Genomic DNA, 17,915 nt, shown 5'->3' on the forward strand with positions numbered 1-17,915 from the left:
TCAGGTTGCCGTCACCATCAACAGGCACCTCACGACGCTCACCAGTGGTGGAGTCAACCAACTCAACCTTGTCAACAATCTTCGGATCAACCGTGCCAGACACCGAACCCGTATCACGCGTGACCGTCACGTTGGCAATAGCTTCACCATCTTCAGGCACGTTAACCGAGGTGTTGCCCTCAACCGTGTAGCCGTCTGGGGCATTGACTTCCACCGTGTATTCGCCGATCGGGGCAGCACCCCACGTAAACGAATTATTCTGCGAGCCAAAGGAGTATGTCACCCCGTCGTGAACCGCGGTTATCTCAACCGGGGTATCCGTGCTGAGGTTCACCGTCAATTTGCCGCGCCCAGAAGAAATCTTGAAGTTCTTCGTCTCCGTGCCGTTATGTGTGACGGTCGCCGACTGACCACCGCTAACCGAGAACCCTTCGGGAACGGTTGTTGCGACTACTTCTACGACATAATCGCCGGTCGGCAGGTCCGAAATCGAGTAGGTGCCATCGACGACATCGACCACCTCGGAAATGCCTCGGGTCGCGTCATCGTTGCCGGTCGCTCGAACCTGGAGATTCGCCCCACTAGGAACGTTCGACACCGAACCGTTAATGGCGCCGGTCTCGCGCTGCGGCGTAAGATCACCAAGCCGGGTGTCGTCACCAGCCTTCACCGTCACCGTACGATCCGCAGGCTTCACATACCCATCAGCCGGATCAATCACCAAGGTGTAATCCCCCTCCGGCAACTCACCAAACTTCACCACACCAGTGGTGGCATCGATCGACGCTGTGTAGCGCTTACCCTGCGCATCAACCAGTTCAACCTTGTCAACAGCCTCCGGATCAACCGAGCCAGACACCGAGCCCTTGGAGTAGGAGATAACTCCCGCCTGACCAGCCGCATTATCAAGATCAGTCCAGTCAGGGTTCCCGTCACCATCGACTTTGACGGTTCCGTCTGCATTGAGCCTCACCGCGGAAATCAGGTTCGGATCCGCAGCAAACCGCACCGAGCCTTTAGACTTCATGTCTTCGATTGGCTCATCCAGCTTAAAAACGAAGCCGCGACCGTCGGCATCAGGCACACCGATTCCGGAAATGGATTGTTCGTATGTGCGGGATTTGCCTTCCCGGTCCGTATACCCGTAGCGATAAACGGCCTCAACAGGGAATGACTCGGTTACGGTGAACTTCTTGTTTTTGTACTCCTGAGGATCCAGCCTCACATGGAAGGTATCGATTTTACCCGGCACTTCCCCAAGGTCCGAGAATACAGAGTAAAATTTGTCACCCTTGTCGTAATTTACTGAAGCTGTCACTGCCATTCCTGTGGCAGCATTAGCCGTTTGCACCCCGGCAAGCCCGGATCCTGCACCCCCAACAACACTCGGCACAGTCAAACCACTCAGCGCCAACGACACCGCGGTCATGCTGGCTATTGCGGTGCGCTTGCCGGAGAAGCCGCGGCGTGCGGAAGAGGATGCGTTGTAGCGCGCAGGGTTCGAAGGGCCCTGGGCGGCAGCGTCCGAGTTGAACTCGAACGGGGAGGAAGCGTTCTTCAAGATGGCTCCAATGGTTGTTTTTGTAAATGGGAGAAATTCGAGGAAGAAGTACATAGAACACACTTCTCCCACGGAACTTCCGTAGAACCTACCAACTTGGACAGGCGCTTTCAAGCAAGAGCCAACCCTGAAAGTGCAGTTAATCAGGGCTTTTTCAGTTTTAAAAGGTTTTCTAAAGTTCCTAACAAAGAACACTCAGGCCCCACCTAATCCTGAGAAAGACACAAAACGCCCCGAGCGGGGTGCTCGGGGCGTTCAAACAGATGGTGCGCCCGGAGGTGCCTGAGGTCACGACATATTTGACGGGGTGTGCCTGCGGACTGCGTCGTGATCCTTGACAGGTGAGTCGCGTCATTGTTGACACTTAGGGTTACCTCAGCCGTGTCGGTGACGCTTGACTGGTGAGTCGGGACATGTTTGACGCTATGAACAGTCCCAACCGTAATCTCGCCATCGTCAGAGCCGTCAGAGACCAAGGCGGCACACCCACCAGCGTCGCCAAGCGCTTTGGCATCTCACGGCAACGCGTCCATCAGATCCTCAACGCCTACGACGCAGGCGGCGCCGAGGCAATCGCACCGAAATCGCGTGCCCCTCACACCCACGACTACCAACAGGCCTACTGGAAACACGGTGACCCACCACTTCGCCCCAAATGAACAAAACCGGCACCCCAGAATAAAAACAACTGGGATGCCGGTCCGTCCAGCATGTCGCGACTCATGCGTCAAGCATGACGCGACTCATGACAATGGTGCGCCCGGAGGGATTCGAACCCCCAACCTTCTGATCCGTAGTCAGATGCTCTATCCGTTGAGCTACGGGCGCGTATTCAGTTCGTTGCCGTGTGGACAACGAAGAAGAACATTACACCCAGGTGAACTCACCACCAAAACAGCAGGCCAAACCTACAAACACACCCCCGACTACAACCCAAGCACCGCCTTGGCAATGGCGAAGTAGATCACCAGACCGGTCGCGTCGCAGAAGGTTGAGATGAACGGGTTGGAAAACACGGCGGGGTCCGCGCCGACGGTCTTCGCGACGATCGGCATCATGCCGCCAACGGTCGCGGACATGGCGCAGACACAAAATAGTGTGCTTCCTATCACTATTCCGATGTCTTGGCCAAAAACGGCCCACGCGATGGCCAATCCGAGCACCCCGAGCACTGCTCCGAGAGTCGCGCCGACGCGCAGTTCGCGCCACATGACTTTGAGGATGTCGCCTTTGGTGACGTCGTGAAGCGCGAGCGCCCTTGTCACCGTGGTTGCCGCCTGATTGCCGGTGTTGCCGCCGGTGCCGGTGAGCAGCGGGATGAACAGCGACAGCACCGTCACCTGCGCGAGCGTGTCCTCGAAAACGCCCAGGACCTGCACGGTCAGGATCGCGGAGAGCGCCAGCACGAGCAGCCACACGATGCGCGAGCGCACCAGCTTGAGCACCGGGGTGGCTAGGTACGGCTGCTTCAGGGACTCGGAGCCGCCCTGGCGCGCGGTGTCCTCGCTGTCGGCGTGCTCGACAATGTCGGCGGCCTCGTCGTGGGTGAAAATACCCACCAGCCGGTTGCCGGCATCCACCACCGGAAACGCCAGCAGTCCGGAGGAGAGCAGGCGTCGCGCGGCGTCCTCGGCATCGTCGCTGACTTGCACCGCCGGGCGCTCCCGCATCACATCGCCGACTCGGGCGTCCGGCGCCGCCCTGAACAGGTCGCGAAGCCACACCACGCCGCACAGCGTGCGCTCCGGGTCCACCACGGCGATGGTGTAGACCGTCTCAAAGCGGTCCGCATTCGCCCTCAGCTTCTCGACGACCTCCCGCACCCCCTCCCCTGGCCCAACCGCCGCCACTTTGGGGCTCATCGCGCGGCCGACCGAGCCCTTCTCGTAGCCCAGAATCAGGTCGGTGTCCGCGCGGGCATCCTCGTCCAGATCCCCCAGGAACCGCTCCGCGATCTCCGCGGGCAGGTTGTCCAGCATGCGCACGCGGTCCTCGGCACCCAGCGCGCTGAACAGCCCGGCGACGTCCTCGCGCCCGAGCGCCTCCACAATTTCCGCCTGGTGGGCGGGATCCAGCGCATCAAACGCCGCGGCCGCGCGCTCCGGCGGCAGCAGGCGGATAAGCACAGCACCGCGTTTCGACGGCTGCCGCTCCACCACGTGCACCACATCGTGCAACGGGATTTCCGCCAGCTCCTCGTGGAGCCCATCCAAGTCGTCGGAGTCCAACCGGTGCCGGTTCAGTTGCTTTTCCAGGTGCGCGATCGCCGCCGCGTTGGCCGTAGTCACACGGCGAGGGTACCCACCCGGAAAATATTTGTCTCAGGCGCGTTGATTCTTGCCGGATGTATGCAAAAATCTACGCGTGATCTGCGATACGTGTCATACATCGCTGACAATCCGCTGAACCCTTAAAGGAGCCACCATGGCAAAGTCCGTTCGTTCCCGCCGCACCGTCATCGCGGCGGGCGCTCTGTCCCTAGCCCTCGTGGCACCGTTTGTCTCCCCTGTCCAGGCCCAGGAGACAACCACGCCGACGAGTGATGCTGAACCGGCGCCGGCGGAGCAGCCGTCGACAAGCGAAGGCACCTCTGCCGCCACCTTCGAGCCGCGCTTCGACACCGCAAACTTCTGGAACACCGATGAAGCTGTAGTCGAAGGGCTGCAGCTTCAGCCCGGCGACACCGTCGCACCGCGCACGAACACCATCTTCAACTGGGGCTTCAACAACAACGACGGCACGCTGACCCTGATCCGCCCGAAGTCCACCGCCGCCTTTGGCGCAGGTAAGAAGGACATCCCGGTGCGCGTGACCACCGCCGCCGGCGAGACCTTTGACACGACGCTGCGCGTCAACATCATCAACGAGCGCCCCGGCGCCGAATGGGAAAACCAGCTGACCTCCCGCTACCCGATGGACTTTGGAAAGTCCACGTCAGCGCAATCCGTCGAGGGAATCACCCTGCCGGAGGGCGTCAGCGTGTCTAAGAGCGGAGCCGCTCTGCCGACTGGCTGGTCCGTCTCCAACGACGGCACCACCATCCGCGTCACCCCACCAACCACGTTCAAGGAGGGCGACTTCGACCTTCCAGTTGAGGTGAACGACGGAACTGACAAGTTCGAGGCCACCCTGAGGATTGCAGCCAAGAACCCGTCAAAGACACCCGCAGAAACGGCAGGCACCGTCGCTAGCATCCTCGGGCCAATCCTGGGCAGCCTGATCGGTGCCGGTACCGGTGGCTCCCTGCTCGGCGGCCTGGGCGACATCATCGGTGGCCTCACTGGCGGCGGAAACGGCGGTAGCGAGGGCGGAACCGGCGGTAACGGGGGTGGAACCACCGGCGGTGAGGGCGGAACCAGCGGCGGCGAGGGCGGAACCAGCGGCGGCGGTGCCGGACGCTTGATCAACGTTGTGATCACCAACAACGCGAACCCGTCCAACATCGGCAACAACAACGGCAGCCCGAACGTGGTCATCACCGACAACGTCAACCCGCGGGACAACCTGTCCAACAACGGCAACCCGTCCGTGGTGATCACAAACAACGCCAACCCGACGGTTGAGATCAAGGACAACCTGTCCAACAACGCCAACCCGACGGTGGTCATCACCGGCAATGCCAACCCGGTGATCACTGGCAATGCCAACCCGTCCGTAGTCATCACGGGCAACGTGAACGACAACCTGCGCGAGAACGGTTCCAACAACTCCGTTGTGGTGACTGACAACGCGAACCCTGTTGTCACGGGTAACGCCAATCCGGTCATCACGGGCAACGCGAACCCGGTCATTACCGGCAACGCGAACCCTGTCGTCACCGGTAACGCGAACGACAACGGGTCTAACAACTCCGCCGTGGTGACCGGCAATGCGAACCCGGTCATCACTGGCAACGCGAACGACAACGGGTCCAACAACAGCGCCGTCGTCACCGGCAATGCGAACCCGGTCATCACTGGCAACGCGAACGACAACGGGTCCAACAACAGCGCCGTCGTCACCGACAACGCCAACCCGACTGTGGTCATCACTGGCAACGCGAACGACAACGGCTCCAACAACAGCGCCGTCGTCACCAACAACGCCAACCCGACCGTGGTCATCACTGACAATGCGAACCCGTCGAACATCGGCAACAACAACGGGTCGAACAACAGCGCCGTGGTGACCAACAACGCCAACCCGACGGTGGTTGTCACCGGCAACGCCAACGACAACGGCTCGAACAACAGCGCCGTCGTCACCAACAACGCCAACCCGACTGTGGTCGTCACCGGCAACGCCAACGACAACGGCTCCAACAACAGCGCCGTCGTCACCAACAACGCCAACCCGACTGTGGTCATCACTGACAATGCGAACCCGTCGAACATCGGCAACAACAACGGGTCGAACAACAGCGTGGTCGCAACCGGCAACGCAAATCCGGAGGTGCTCGTCACTGGCAACGCCAACGGCGGCTTGGTGGGCTTCGGCTCCTCTCGCAAGGGCCAGGACGAAAACGGCGATCACCTCATCGACGCGAACGTCGGCGTTGACGGCGGTTCCTCCGACCCGCGCTGCATCGCTTCCCTGGTGGGCCTTGGTCTCCCGCTGATCGCGATGATCCCGCTTGCGCTGGCAGGCCAGGTTAACGTCCCGGTCCTCAACGACACTGCCAAGCGGGCTGAGCGCGCATTCAACGACGCTGCCCGTCAGTTCAACGTCGAGCCCGCACAGCTCACCGCCGCTGGTGGCGCGGCCGTAGGCGTCGTCGCTGCCCTGCTTGTCACCGCAGCCGTCCGCACCTGCATCCCGCGCGTCAACGGCGTCGATGTCAGCGTCGGCGGCAGCAGCAACGGCAACGACAAGCCGGCCGAGACCGTCGCGGCCCCGGTGGTGGAAACCCGCCAGAGCTAGCACGGTCGCACCCCAACCCCGCCCTCGCCGGCGGGGCTTTCTGTTTACATTCCCCGACACATCGCGGCGGAATCTGTCAGAGCGCCCCCATCGTCCCAGGTCGACGCAAACGCCCGCCGTGATCTGTCAGGAACCGCCCCCCAAACCCCACCAACGCCGAAAACCCCCGCCAAGCAGGGTTTCCGCACGAAAAACACGCGTGCGCCCGGAGGGATTCGAACCCCCAACCTTCTGATCCGTAGTCAGATGCTCTATCCGTTGAGCTACGGGCGCGGTGGCGGAGATGACAGGATTTGAACCTGCGGCCCCCGTCAAGGGGGCAACTCCTTAGCAGGGAGCCCCATTCGGCCACTCTGGCACATCTCCAGACCTTGCTCCACATTACTCTGTCGGCCCCGCGCGTCCAAATACACCCCGGATCGCCCTGCGTGAAATCCGTATACTCGGCCGTATGAAAATCCACACTTGGCTCACCTCCGGCCTCGCCGCCCGCGACACTTCAAATGACCCGTCTGATTACTTAGTTTGGTTCCCTGCCAAGCTGGATTCGCTCACTGTTGGCCCGTTGGCCGGCGAGAGCGCGTCCGTGCCGTTCTATTTCACCCCGAAGACCTCCGCGCTGGCTAAGACCGCGGACGGCATTGTCCTTCTCGGCGTCCCCCTCGGCGATCTCGAGGGCTCGTGGCGCGCGGACAATCTGGGCAGCTCCACCGAGTCCGTCTCGGAGGTCGCCGGCCTGCTCGGCGAGAACTTCGCGTACCGCAACGACGGCGCCGCGGTTGTGCAGCTGCGCGGCGAGTTCCCTATCGAGAAGGTGCAGGTCGTCGCCGGCCAGAATCGCCCGGATACGAAACGAGCAAAGGATTTGCTTATCGACGTCCCTTCGGACTTCCCCGGCACCCGCCAATTCCACACCATGCCGGAGCTTTTCCCGGACGAGGCCTAGCGCCACTCCGTGTCAATGCGGGCGAGGAGTTGTTCCTCGTCCGCTTCTTTTTGGTGGATGGCCGTCAGGACTTCGTCGATACGCAGCTGCGGCACGACCGCCACACCGTCTCTGTCCGCGACGATGATGTCGCCGGGGTGCACGACCGCGGAGTCGCACGCGACGGGGAAGCCGACCTCCGCAGGCCCGAATTTGGACGGTCCCATCGCGGTCTTGCCGGTGGCGTAGATGTGCAGGCCGTATCCGTCGAGGTCGTCGAGGTCGCGCACCGGCCCGTCCACAATGGCGCCGAGCACGCCGACCTTCGCCATCATCTTGCCCAGCTGCCCGCCCAGGATGGCCGCGCCGTTGGCTCCGCGGGCGTTAATGACCAGGACGTCGCCCGCTTGAGCGTCGTCAAGCGCGCGCCACACGCCCAAGTTATCGCCGGGCTGCACGGAGATCGGGAACGCGCTGCCCACGAGCGTGCCCTCGCCCACCAGGCGGCGGATGCGCCCGGACATTGTGGTCAGGTGGTTCAGGGTGTCCCCCACCACCGCGGTTTCCGCGTTCTTGAAGCGCTCGAGCTCTTCTGCCTGACGACGTTGCCAAGGGCCATTCACCCGCACATTGGACAAGTCTGCATCGATGATCATGCGCGCCATCGTAGACGCGGAAAGGGCCAGCAGGCGGTGATTGCCTGCTGGCCCTCAAGCGGTTTCGCGCGGGGTTAGTTGCGCGTCTCCGTGGTGGTCACGGTCGGGGCGACCGTGGTCACCTTCTCCTGGCGGGAGGAACCGTCACCCTTGATGGAGGTCACGGCCTGGCCCTCTTCGCTGGAGCACCAGTCGTAGATCACGGCACCGGCCGCGATCAGGCCGATGATGCCCGCTGCGACAGTGCCGAAGCGCTGCACGTCCGGGTCAGCCGCCATCTGCTGCAACTGACGGTTCGCAGCATCGATCTGTCCACGCAGCTGCGCAAACGGATCCTCGCGGCGAGCACCCTGGCCGCCCTCGCCCCACTCCGGAGAGTTACGACGGATGGCTGCCTGGAACTCGGCGTTGATCTTGTTCACCTGCTCGTTGATCGCGCCCATGTACGGGCGGGCGAGCTCGCCGCCGAACGCGCCCAGCAGCGCCACCGGCACCAGGTACAGGAACGGGGAGCGCACAGCGTTAGCCACGCAGCGATCCAAGAACTCGCCGCCCTCACCCAGACCCGGGCTCCACGGCTTCGGAGTCGTCGACGGAGCAGGCTTCTCCACAGTCTGCGTCACCGTCACCGGCGGGGTCGACGGCGCAGGCTCACCCGGCTTCACACCAAGATCAAGATCCAGGTACTCCTTACCCGACTCGACAGTGACCTTGCGGATCACCTGCGACGGATCGGTCGGCTTCCAATCGCGCGGTCGGTACTCAACCTCGTAATCGCCCGGTGTGACGTCAACCTTCCAGTTGCCGTTCTCGTCGGTGACCGTGCGGGTGACCTCGTTGCCGTCCTTGTCGCGGACGATCACGGTCACGTCAGGCACACCGGTCTTCTCGCCCGGATCCTGCTTGCCGTCGCCGTTCTCGTCGACCCACACACGGTCACCAATGCGGCCCGGCTCCTCCGGCTCGCAATCACAATCCGGATCGATCTTCTTCAGGCCAAGGTCGTAGGTGTCGTTGTACTCGTTCGGCTTCACCGTCACCTTGGAGACGAGACCAGACTCGTCCGAACCCGGCACCTTACCGGTAACCTCCCAGCCCTCAGGCTTGATAAAGCGGATCTCGTACTCCGCGTTCGGGTTCAGACCTTCAATCTTCCAGTCACCGTTTTCATCGGTCACTGCGGAACGGGTCGGCTCACCCTCACGGGACACCAGGACCACTACGTTCTCGAGGCCCTTCTCGTTCTCGCCCTGCTCACCGTCGCCGTCCTCGTCGTTCCACACACGGTCACCAACAGTGCCCGTGCGCAGCACGCCGAGGTCGACGTCGTCCTTCTTCTCGCCCGGCTTGACAGTGGCGGTGCGCTCGAGCTGCTCCGGATCGCTTGGGACGCGGTCCGTCTCGTACTTGACGGTGTACTCACCCGGCTGGACAACGACGTGCCAGTTGCCGTCCTTGTCCGTGACGGTGCGCTGCTCCTCGCCGTCCTCACCCGTAACGATGACGGTGACGTTTGGAACGCCCTCGTTCTCGTTCGGGTCCTGCTTGCCGTCCGAATTGTCGTCGATGTAGACCTTGTCGCCGATGATGGCGGTGTTCTCATCGGTGACCACGACCTTGTTGGTTGTCGTCTGAACGACGGTGGTGGGGACCTCCTTGGTCACCTCAACTTCAGTGGTCCTGATCAGCGTCGTTGGCACCGTCGTCGGAACCTGCGTGGTCACAGTCGTCGGGGTGCAGGTCTTGCAGTTTCCTGCGGTGGTGACCGTGGTCGGGACCTGCGTGGTCACGGTGGTCGGAACCTGCTTCTCCGTGGTGACCTTGGTGGTCACGGTGGTCGGAACCTGCGTGGTCACGGTGGTCGTCGGGGTGGTGGTCGGCGCAGCGGTTGTGGTCGACACCGTCGTTGTCGGAGCCGGCTTGTACAGGCCGAGGTCGTAGGAGGTGTTGTTCTCACCCGACTCGAGCGCGGCGATGGTGTCGGAAAGGCCGTTGGAGTCCTTTTCGCCGTCTTTGCCCTGCTTCGACGGGGACACGGAGTAACCGGCCGGCGCGTCGAACTCAACGCGGTAATTCACACCAGGCGTGAGGCCATCGATCTTCCACTCGCCATTGTCGTTGGTCTTGGTCTCGCGCACAGCTTCGCCCTGGCGGGAGACTCGGACAACGACGCCCGCAACGCCGGTCGTTTCGTCCGCGTCCTGGATGCCGTTGGCCTTGTTGGCGTCCTTACCTTCATCGAGCCACACGCGGTCGCCGACGGAAGCGGAAACCACGCCGAGGTCGTAGGTGTCGTTGTACTCGCCCGGTTCCAGGGTGACGGTGCTTTCAAGGCCGTTGGAGTCCTTCTCCGGGTTGTTCTTGACCGTCTTGGTCACGGTCGTGCCGTCGGGAAGCTTGAAGGTCACGGTGTATTCGAGACCCGGGGTGAGACCGTCGATGCGCCAGTTGCCGTTGTCATCGGTCGTAGTCGTACGCGGCTCCTCGGAGTTGCCTTCAGGGGGCGTGACAGTGACCGTGACGCCAGAAACACCGTTCTTTTCGTCATCGTCCTGGATGCCGTTGGCATTCTCGTCGACCCACACGCGGTCGCCGACGGAGGCGGTCGCAGGATCCAGCTTTTTGACAAGACCGAGGTCGTAGGTTTTGTTGTACTCGCCCGGCTTGAGGGTGACGGTGCTTGTGGCCTCGTTCGAGTCGGTGCCGCGATCGTCACCCTGGTTAGTCTTCGTGACCTCGTAACCGGCTGGCGGAGTGAAGGTGACGGTGTACTTAACACCTGGGGTGAGACCGTCGATGCGCCAATTGCCGTTGGGGTCGGTGACCGTGGAGCGGTCATCCTCTCCTTCTGCGGAAACCGTCACCTTCACACCCGGGACGTTGGGTTCGCCATCGTCCTGGATGCCGTTGCCCCGGTTGGAGCCCTCGCCCTCATCAAGCCAAACACGGTCGCCCACAGACGCTGTCTTGACCAAGCCGAGGTCAAGCGTCAGATCGCCCTCCGCGGGAACCTCGCCAGTCTTGAACGTCAGGCCGTTGGAATCGACCGCGCGATCCTCACCCTGCGCTGTCTTTGTCGGTGCATAACCGGTCGGCGGAGTGAAAGTGACGGTGTAGTCGGTGCCGGGCACGAGGTCGTCGACAAGCCACTTGCCCTCGTTGTTCGTCGAGGTGTAGAAGGTTTCACCGTTCGGGCCCTCGACCTTGACTACGACGCCTGTGATAGGTGGTTCGTTTCCTTGCTGGATGCCGTCGTTGTTCAAGTCCTCCCAGACGTAATCACCGATAAAGGCGGTCTGGTACACGCCGAGGTCGTAGGTCTGGTTGAACTCACCGGGGTTCAGGGTGACCGTGGACTTGAGACCGTTGGAGTCCTTGCCTTGGTCATCGCCAACGCGCGCTTGCGTAGCCTTGTACCCGTCAGGCAGGGTGAACTCTACGGTGTACTCCACACCCGGAGTCAGACCCTCGACCTTCCACTTACCGTTGGTGTCGGTGGTAACGGTGCGGGTCTGCTCGGTCGAGCCCTGCGGCGGGGTGACGGTGACGGTGACACCCGTGAGACCATTCTCACCCTGATTTTGCAATCCATTGCGATTCGCATCGACCCAGACCCGGTCACCGACAGAGGCCTTGCCGGGTTCCTTGATACCGAGGTCATAGGTCAAGTCACCCGCCGCGGGAATGTTCCCCGTAGTGAACTCGAGACCGTTGGAGTCATTCGCAGGCGTGCTGTTTTCCGCCCCCGTAGTGGTGGCAACGTAATCCTTGTAGTCACCATCGGTAGGCAGGATGAAGCGGACGTTGTACTGAGCATCCGCGGTGAGCCCCTCGACCAACCACTTACCATCCGAGTCCGTGGTTACGGCTCGATCAGGTTCGCCGTCGCGTGACACAATCACACGAACTCCTGGCACGCCAGTGGTTTCCCCATCATCCTGAATGCCGTTGCCGTTCGTATCCACCCAGACGCGGTCGCCGATGAAAGGCGAGCCGAAGGTGATTTCATCCTCGTCTCTGGCCGACTGCCCTGGCCGTCCGTCAACAATGTGGGATGCAACGTCACCCGGCACATCAGGAATTCGAGTCCCATCGGGCCCGTCAATCAGCTTGCCGAAACGTGCGTCAGGGTCGTATACAAGTTGGTGGATTTCGATGGTTGTACCGGAGGGGAGCCACAATTCGTCGTCGGTGATTTCACCGTCGGGCTTCGGTTGCCCCTCGAACCAGTTCCACCCAGAGATAAATTTGGGGGGATTACTTGGATCCTTTGGCGTGTGCGGTTCGAGCATCTGAAACGGTGGCTGTGCTGGCCTCATGCGCTTCATGACCTCATCCGAGATGAATTTCCCGTCTGGGTCGGTCACACGGACCGCGAGCCCATCACCTACCCAAAAGCCCAAACCCTGAATTCTCTGCGTGTCGTCTCCGCCAGTTTCCGGATTTCTGGGTGTACCACCAACGAACTTCAAATCAGCGCCACCAGGTTTGCTTTGGAGACCAAGGAAAAACTGGAAAAGTTGGCTCCCGTACCCTCCTCCCTGAAGTTGGTAGGTATTCCAAAGTTCGGCGTAGTGCGGATCGCGTCGACGATACCCAGGACTACTCGGATCCTTGGATGAGTTATAGAAGATCAGCCCCTCGTCGGTAGGCTCCCATTGCAAATTCTCGCGCAGACCAACCCACCCGATGGGAGGTCTAATTTCCGACTCAGCAACTGCTTTCGCGTGGAACGGTCGTTGCGCACCCTCCTTCACCCTTGCCGGAATCCGAGCTTCGACCAGGTAGTCGCCTCCTGCGACTTCCTTGTAAGACTCGTTTGTCTTCGGATCGACTTTTTCGTCCCCGAATTCGAATCTCCACTCACCGTTGTCAAGCTTCTGGGCGGTGTAAGGACGTGAATTGCCGCTTGCCCACACGAATTCAGGTTGAGCGCTCTCATCAATCTCTGTCTTAGCGTCGTCTGGGTGCAACCAGAGAACGAAATTGCGAAGATTCGATTCCCCTGGAGTATCGGGGCGCGGGGTTGGACGGGGTGGACGGGATTCAGCTTTAACTATGTACTTGAAATCGCCGGTTGGGTTAGCGTTGTCGACCGTGAGCTGAACATCCATTTTCAGCACTTTGCCGTCAGCTTCACGGGCATCGATATCGATGATCGGGCCACTCTCAAGAGCCCGTGCGGTCGGAGCCACTTGCGGCACCGCCACGGTACCGCACGCCAGCGCCACCGCACTCACCAGGGCTGTGACGTTTCGGCGGACCCGGTTCTGCCGGGATTTCATGTTTTCGCTCATGAAGAACCTCCAGATAAGTGCAGAGCGATGGACAGAAAGGTCCCGTGGCCAAACCGCAACCGCGGGGATGTACGCCGAGGGTAGTCCGATTTCACAGGTAACCGGGCCGCGATCCGGATCGGCGGCTCAGCGGCTAAGCAGGGCTTTCACAGGTGGATCGCAACACCCAAGGTCACGACCGTAAAAACCGAACAACTGACAAAAAGGTCATATCAGCTGCGCAAATCCTAGTTCACCCCCGCTGGATACCCCCGCGGGTTGGGTGCCGTCGATTAGCGGTTGCTCGAGCCGAGGGACGTTTTGGCCTGGCCGTAGTCGTTGGCGCACCAGTCGTAGGTGATGGCGATGGCGGCGGCGAGGTACAGCACGCCGAAGGCGGCGCCGCCGATGCGCTGGACGTCGGGGTCGCTGAGCGTGCGCTCGAGATCCGCAAGCTGGGCGCGCAAGGCGTCGTTGCCGCCGGTCTCCGCCAGCTGCCGATTGATCTCGGGCAGAAGGATGGGCAACCCGAAGATCGCCCCAACGACCACGGGGAACAGGTACAACAGCGGCGACTCCACGGCGTTCGCGGCGCAGCGGTTAATTACATCACCAACGCTGCGGGAGGGCTCCGCCGGCTTCGCCGTCGCAGTATGCGTGACGACGGTCGGTGCCACCCGCGTCACCGTCACCTTTTCCGTCACTCGTTCGGTGACGACCTGGTAGCGGGGCTCCTCCGCGAGCGCGACGCCGCGGTTCAGGTCGACGGGTTGGTCGGGGTTGATGTGGACGATGATCTGCACGCGGCCGTCCTTGTCCACCGTGAAGTCGTCGGGCAGGTCGGCCGGATCGACGCCGGGAACGACGTACTCGATGGTGTAGTCCTGGTTCGGTGTCAGCCCCTTGACCTCCCAGAACCCGTCCGCGTCGGTGGAGGTGGCGCGCACTTGCTCATCAACCCCCGCCGGCGGCATTACGCGCACGACGATGTCCTTGAACCCGCGCTCGCCCTGGTCCTTCACCCCGTTGTTGTTGGCGTCCTTCCAGATGTAGCCGCCGACGGTGCCCGGGTGCTGCACGGGGGTCGGGGTGACGGTTTCTGTCGCCGTTTCGGTCACGGTTGTTGTCGCGGTTTCGGTCAGGGTTGTTGTCGCGGTGGGCGTCGGCGCGGGGGTCGGCGCCGTGACCTGCACGTCCTCCCCAGCGCGATCGGCGGGCAGGTACAACCCGGCGACCACGGCCTGGCGCTCGGCGGTGGCGGCCCACGGGCGGTCGTCCAGAGTCACGTTCACCTTCGACGCGCCACGCGGGACGACGACCGGCTACCCACCCCCAGACGTATCCACGTAATTGACTACCTTGCCCTTCACCCCGGCCTCCTCAGACCGGTACGAGCGCTCAATCTTCTCTTCCTGCACACGGAACGGGTTCGCAACTGCGCGCCACCGTTGCTGGTTGTCGGTGGACAGGTCTTGGACAACCTCCCAGTCCCCGCCGTTGGTCTGCAGGCGCAGCGCCTCGGACACGCCCGGCGCGCCCAGCCGCGACTGCTCGCCTTCCACGTCCACCCTGGTTGTTTCGCCGTCGGTGGCGAAGATGTTTGCGGGGGTCGCTTCGCCGTTGAGGGTGAGCGCGACTTCGAGGTCGAAGTTGATCGGGACGTTCCCCCAGCCGTCGGTACGCAAAAGCGCGGACTAGGGGAGGTACTGGGTCAGCGCGGGCGCGCCGCGGAAGAACGGGTTGGTTGAGGGGGCCGCGAGGAGGCGGGTTTTGGTGAGGATTTCGTTGCCGTCGACATCCATGCTCGCGTAGTCACTGAGCCTGGCGAGTGCCGCGGCCTCGCGGATGCTCACCGTCGCCTCCATGCCATTGGGAAGGCCGTCTGCCTGCGTGAACGTGTAGGTGCGGGCGCCGTTGAGGATGCGCCCGCCCTGTGTCTGCGCGCCGTTAGCAAGCTTGGCGAAGTCGAAGAAGAACAACTCCGCCTCCTGCGCCTCCTGCGTGGCTCCCGTGGCCCGCGTGGCGAGGGTTCCGCCCGCGATAAGCATGACGACGGTCGTGAACGCCAACAGGCGACGGCTCGCGGAGGAAGTCATGGTTGCAGTGTAGGGGTTTGGGGATTGGGGTGGTGGCTTCTCGGTGGTGGGGTGGACTATGTATGGAAAAGACACTTACGACAGATTTGTCGTAGAAGTTCCGTCGCATGATATGACCCCGCCTGCGCGTGGGGGCCGGAGGTCGTCGATAAGCAATGTGCCCTGAAATGAAAAGAGCGGAGACGGCGGGATTTGAACCCGCGGAGGGATAAACCTCGCCGGTTTTCAAGACCGGTGCAATCGGCCGCTCTGCCACGTCTCCTTACCGCTAAAAAGCGACATGGCCACTTTACAAGGACGAACGCCACTACCCTAAACAGGCATGAAAGCAATCACGGTGACGGATGGCGCGATGGAGTTGGTGGAGGTCGAGAGGCCGGAGCTTCGGGAAGGCGAGGTGCTGGTCAAGGTCAAGGCCGCTGGCGTGAACCGCGGCGACATCATGCAGGCCGCGGGGAAGTACCCGCCGCCGAAGGGCGAGTCCGAGATTATGGGGTTGGAATGCGCGGGAATCATTACAGACCCGGGCACGACTGACCGCAAGGAAGGCGAGGAGGTCGGCTGCCTGCTCGCCGGCGGCGGCTACGCCGAGTACGTCGCTGTCCCGGAGGGGCAGCTCACACCGATTCCAAAGGGCCTGACGGTTGAGGAGACCGCCGGCGTGGTCGAGGTGGCGTGCACGGTGTGGTCCAACCTGGGCATGATCGCCGGGGTATCTGCGGGCGATAAGGTGCTCATCCACGGCGGCGCGGGCGGCATCGGCTCGTTTGCCATCCAGATGTGCAAGGCGCTCGGCTGCGAGGTCGCGGTGACTGCCGGAAGCCAAGAGAAGCTCGAGTACTGCCGCGAGCTCGGTGCGGACATCCTGATCAACTACAAGGAGCAGGACTTCGCCGAGGAGCTGCCCGGCTGGGCCGACGCCATCCTCGACGTGGTCGGCGGGCCGTACCTGGAGCAGAACATCAAGACGCTGAACACGGACGGGCACCTCATCGTCATCGCGGTGCAGGGCGGGCCGAAGGGCACGCTGTCGCTGGGGCGGATGATGCCGCGCCGCCTCTCCGTCACCGCCACCACCCTTCGCGCACGGCCACGCCCGATGAAGGCGGAGATTGTCGCCTCCACCGTGGAAAACGTGTGGCCGCTGATCGAGTCCGGCAAGATCGCCCCGAACATCTCCGCACGCTTCCCGCTCGAAGACGCCAAGCTGGCCCACGAGCACCTGGATTCCGGCGACAACACCGGCAAGGTCCTCCTTCAGGTGAATCCGTAGCCGAGCGGAGCGAGGCTAAGCCAGAGACGCCACCGTCCGCACCAGCTGCTCAATGTCGTTCTGGGTGTTGAACGGCGACATGGCAATCGTCACGGCGCCGCCCATGTCGGCGACGCCCATGTCGTCGAGAAGCGGGGTGGCGCACGTTTGCGTGGCCACGATGCCGTTGGCAAGCAGCCGCTGCAGCACAGTTTCGCTGGGCACGCCTGTCACGCCGAACGCCAGGCGCGGGATGCGCTCCACGCGCGCGTCCGCGGCCGCCTCGCCGCTCACACCAACGATGTGCACGGCGGGCAGGGTACCCAAGAACGTGTGCAGGTCGTCCCGCAGGCCATTGAGGTAGGCGGTGGTCGCGTCCAGGGAGTGCTTCAGGCGGTTGCGGCGGGTCGCACGGCCAGAGAACCCCTCCACCAGGGAGGCGTAATGGTCCACCACCGCCGGCACCGCGCCCGCCAAGCCCTGAGAAACCTCCAGGTCCAGCGCTTCCATGTCCAGGCGCTTGAACATGGCGGTGTCGCGGAAGATCAGCGCGGCAATGTCCGGCCCACCCAGCTGGGCAATGTCCACCGCGGCCACGTCCGCGCCCCAAGCCTCGAGGTCAACGGGCCGGTAAGGGGCGTACGCGGTGGCGTCCACAAGCACCCACGCCCTCGACTTTTCGCGCACCGCCTCCACAATGTCGGCGACGCGCACCACGTTGCCCAGCTCCGCGTGCGCCGCCGGCACGGACACCAGGCGGGTGGAGCCGTCCGCGATCTCGCTGTACTGCCACGCCGGCAGATCGCCGGTGGCCAGGTCCGCCTGCGCCCACGCCTCATCCAGCCCGGCGCGCCGCAACCGCTTGGTCAAATGCGGCCGGTCCAGCGGGTTGAGCACCATAGAAGAATTGCGGCGCAGCATCGGCTTCATCGCGTTGACCAGCGCCGAGTACAGCGCAGGCACGCTCGGGCCCAGCACCACCTGGTCCGCCGCCACACCGGTCAGGTCTGCGATGGCCACCCGCGCCATCTCCGGGTACTGCACGCCCTCCGGCTGGCCCAGCGCCTCCTTCGAGTGCGATCCCAGCACCGGCTCCGGCGGCGGCACCAGCGCCGCGTTGCGGAAGCTTCGCGAGACCGCCGTCGCCACCTTCTCCGGCACCTGCGGCTGTGTGTGGGCGTTCAGGTACGTCCAGCCGCTACCGAGCGATGTGTAGAGTCCACGCACTCCCCACACGTCATACGCCACGG

11 protein-coding genes, 4 tRNA genes and 1 pseudogene are annotated in these 17,915 nt (G+C 62.8%); 4 read left to right on the top strand and 12 right to left on the bottom strand.

Annotated features, from left to right (window positions below; translation table 11 throughout):
• Window positions 1-1,615 (bottom strand): collagen binding domain-containing protein (locus MHY23_RS03540; RefSeq protein ID WP_239306452.1); only part of this gene is annotated, 1,615 nt, incomplete at its 3' end.
• A gap of 371 nt (window positions 1,616-1,986) precedes the next feature.
• Between MHY23_RS03540 and MHY23_RS03545 the strand changes: the two are divergent.
• Window positions 1,987-2,166, top strand: a pseudogene (locus tag MHY23_RS03545) (helix-turn-helix domain-containing protein); the annotation flags it as partial.
• A gap of 147 nt (window positions 2,167-2,313) precedes the next feature.
• Here the strand turns inward: MHY23_RS03545 and MHY23_RS03550 are convergent.
• Both MHY23_RS03550 and mgtE read right to left on the bottom strand, forming a co-directional pair.
• Window positions 2,314-2,389, bottom strand: a tRNA-Arg gene (locus tag MHY23_RS03550).
• Between the two features lie 98 nt (window positions 2,390-2,487).
• Complete coding sequence (mgtE, locus tag MHY23_RS03555) at window positions 2,488-3,849, bottom strand: magnesium transporter (RefSeq protein ID WP_370645803.1); 1,362 nt, start codon at window positions 3,847-3,849, stop codon at window positions 2,488-2,490.
• A gap of 136 nt (window positions 3,850-3,985) precedes the next feature.
• Here mgtE and MHY23_RS03560 point away from each other — a divergent pair, with 136 nt between their 5' ends.
• Window positions 3,986-6,460, top strand: coding sequence for a hypothetical protein (locus tag MHY23_RS03560; RefSeq protein WP_239306453.1), 2,475 nt, complete (start codon window positions 3,986-3,988; stop codon window positions 6,458-6,460).
• A gap of 200 nt (window positions 6,461-6,660) precedes the next feature.
• Here the strand turns inward: MHY23_RS03560 and MHY23_RS03565 are convergent.
• Both MHY23_RS03565 and MHY23_RS03570 read right to left on the bottom strand, forming a co-directional pair.
• Window positions 6,661-6,733: transfer RNA gene (locus MHY23_RS03565), tRNA-Arg, on the bottom strand.
• A gap of 2 nt (window positions 6,734-6,735) precedes the next feature.
• A tRNA-Ser gene (locus MHY23_RS03570) sits at window positions 6,736-6,826 on the bottom strand.
• Between the two features lie 85 nt (window positions 6,827-6,911).
• Between MHY23_RS03570 and MHY23_RS03575 the strand changes: the two genes are divergently transcribed.
• Window positions 6,912-7,406, top strand: a complete 495-nt coding sequence (locus MHY23_RS03575) for a hypothetical protein (protein ID WP_239306454.1) — start codon at window positions 6,912-6,914, stop codon at window positions 7,404-7,406.
• On the opposite strand, the gene MHY23_RS03580 is transcribed toward MHY23_RS03575, so the two are convergent.
• From MHY23_RS03580 to MHY23_RS03605, 6 genes are all read right to left on the bottom strand, one after another.
• Window positions 7,403-8,041: a hypothetical protein gene (locus tag MHY23_RS03580; RefSeq protein ID WP_239306455.1), complete on the bottom strand. Its 639-nt coding sequence runs from the start codon at window positions 8,039-8,041 to the stop codon at window positions 7,403-7,405. The two genes, MHY23_RS03575 and MHY23_RS03580, sit on opposite strands and share 4 nt — an antisense overlap.
• A 74-nt stretch (window positions 8,042-8,115) precedes the next feature.
• A complete protein-coding gene (locus MHY23_RS03585; protein WP_239306456.1) occupies window positions 8,116-12,114 on the bottom strand; it encodes an SdrD B-like domain-containing protein in 3,999 nt (1,332 codons plus the stop codon).
• A 1,496-nt stretch (window positions 12,115-13,610) separates the two neighbouring features.
• On the bottom strand, window positions 13,611-14,603 hold the full coding sequence (locus tag MHY23_RS03590) for an SdrD B-like domain-containing protein (RefSeq protein WP_239306457.1): 993 nt from the start codon (window positions 14,601-14,603) through the stop codon (window positions 13,611-13,613).
• A gap of 36 nt (window positions 14,604-14,639) precedes the next feature.
• A complete protein-coding gene (locus tag MHY23_RS03595; RefSeq protein WP_239306458.1) occupies window positions 14,640-15,002 on the bottom strand; it encodes a CshA/CshB family fibrillar adhesin-related protein in 363 nt (120 codons plus the stop codon).
• 9 nt (window positions 15,003-15,011) lie between these two features.
• Window positions 15,012-15,413 (bottom strand): hypothetical protein, encoded by a 402-nt coding sequence (locus MHY23_RS03600; protein WP_239306459.1) that lies wholly within the window; start codon window positions 15,411-15,413, stop codon window positions 15,012-15,014.
• Window positions 15,414-15,590: 177 nt separating this feature from the next.
• Window positions 15,591-15,675 (bottom strand) — tRNA-Ser (locus MHY23_RS03605).
• Window positions 15,676-15,735: 60 nt separating this feature from the next.
• On the opposite strand from MHY23_RS03605, the gene MHY23_RS03610 reads away from it, so the two are divergent.
• A complete protein-coding gene (locus MHY23_RS03610; RefSeq protein WP_239306460.1) occupies window positions 15,736-16,686 on the top strand; it encodes an NAD(P)H-quinone oxidoreductase in 951 nt (316 codons plus the stop codon).
• Between the two features lie 15 nt (window positions 16,687-16,701).
• Here the strand turns inward: MHY23_RS03610 and MHY23_RS03615 are convergent, their stop codons facing one another.
• Window positions 16,702-17,913 carry an aminotransferase class V-fold PLP-dependent enzyme gene (locus MHY23_RS03615; RefSeq protein ID WP_239306461.1) on the bottom strand — a complete coding sequence of 404 codons (1,212 nt, stop codon included), beginning with the start codon at window positions 17,911-17,913 and terminating at the stop codon, window positions 16,702-16,704.
• Between the last annotated feature and the right edge of the window lie 2 nt (window positions 17,914-17,915).

The sequence above is a fragment of the Corynebacterium sp. ACRQP genome (genome assembly GCF_022345915.1).
Taxonomy (GTDB): Bacteria; Actinomycetota; Actinomycetes; order Mycobacteriales; family Mycobacteriaceae; genus Corynebacterium; species Corynebacterium lehmanniae.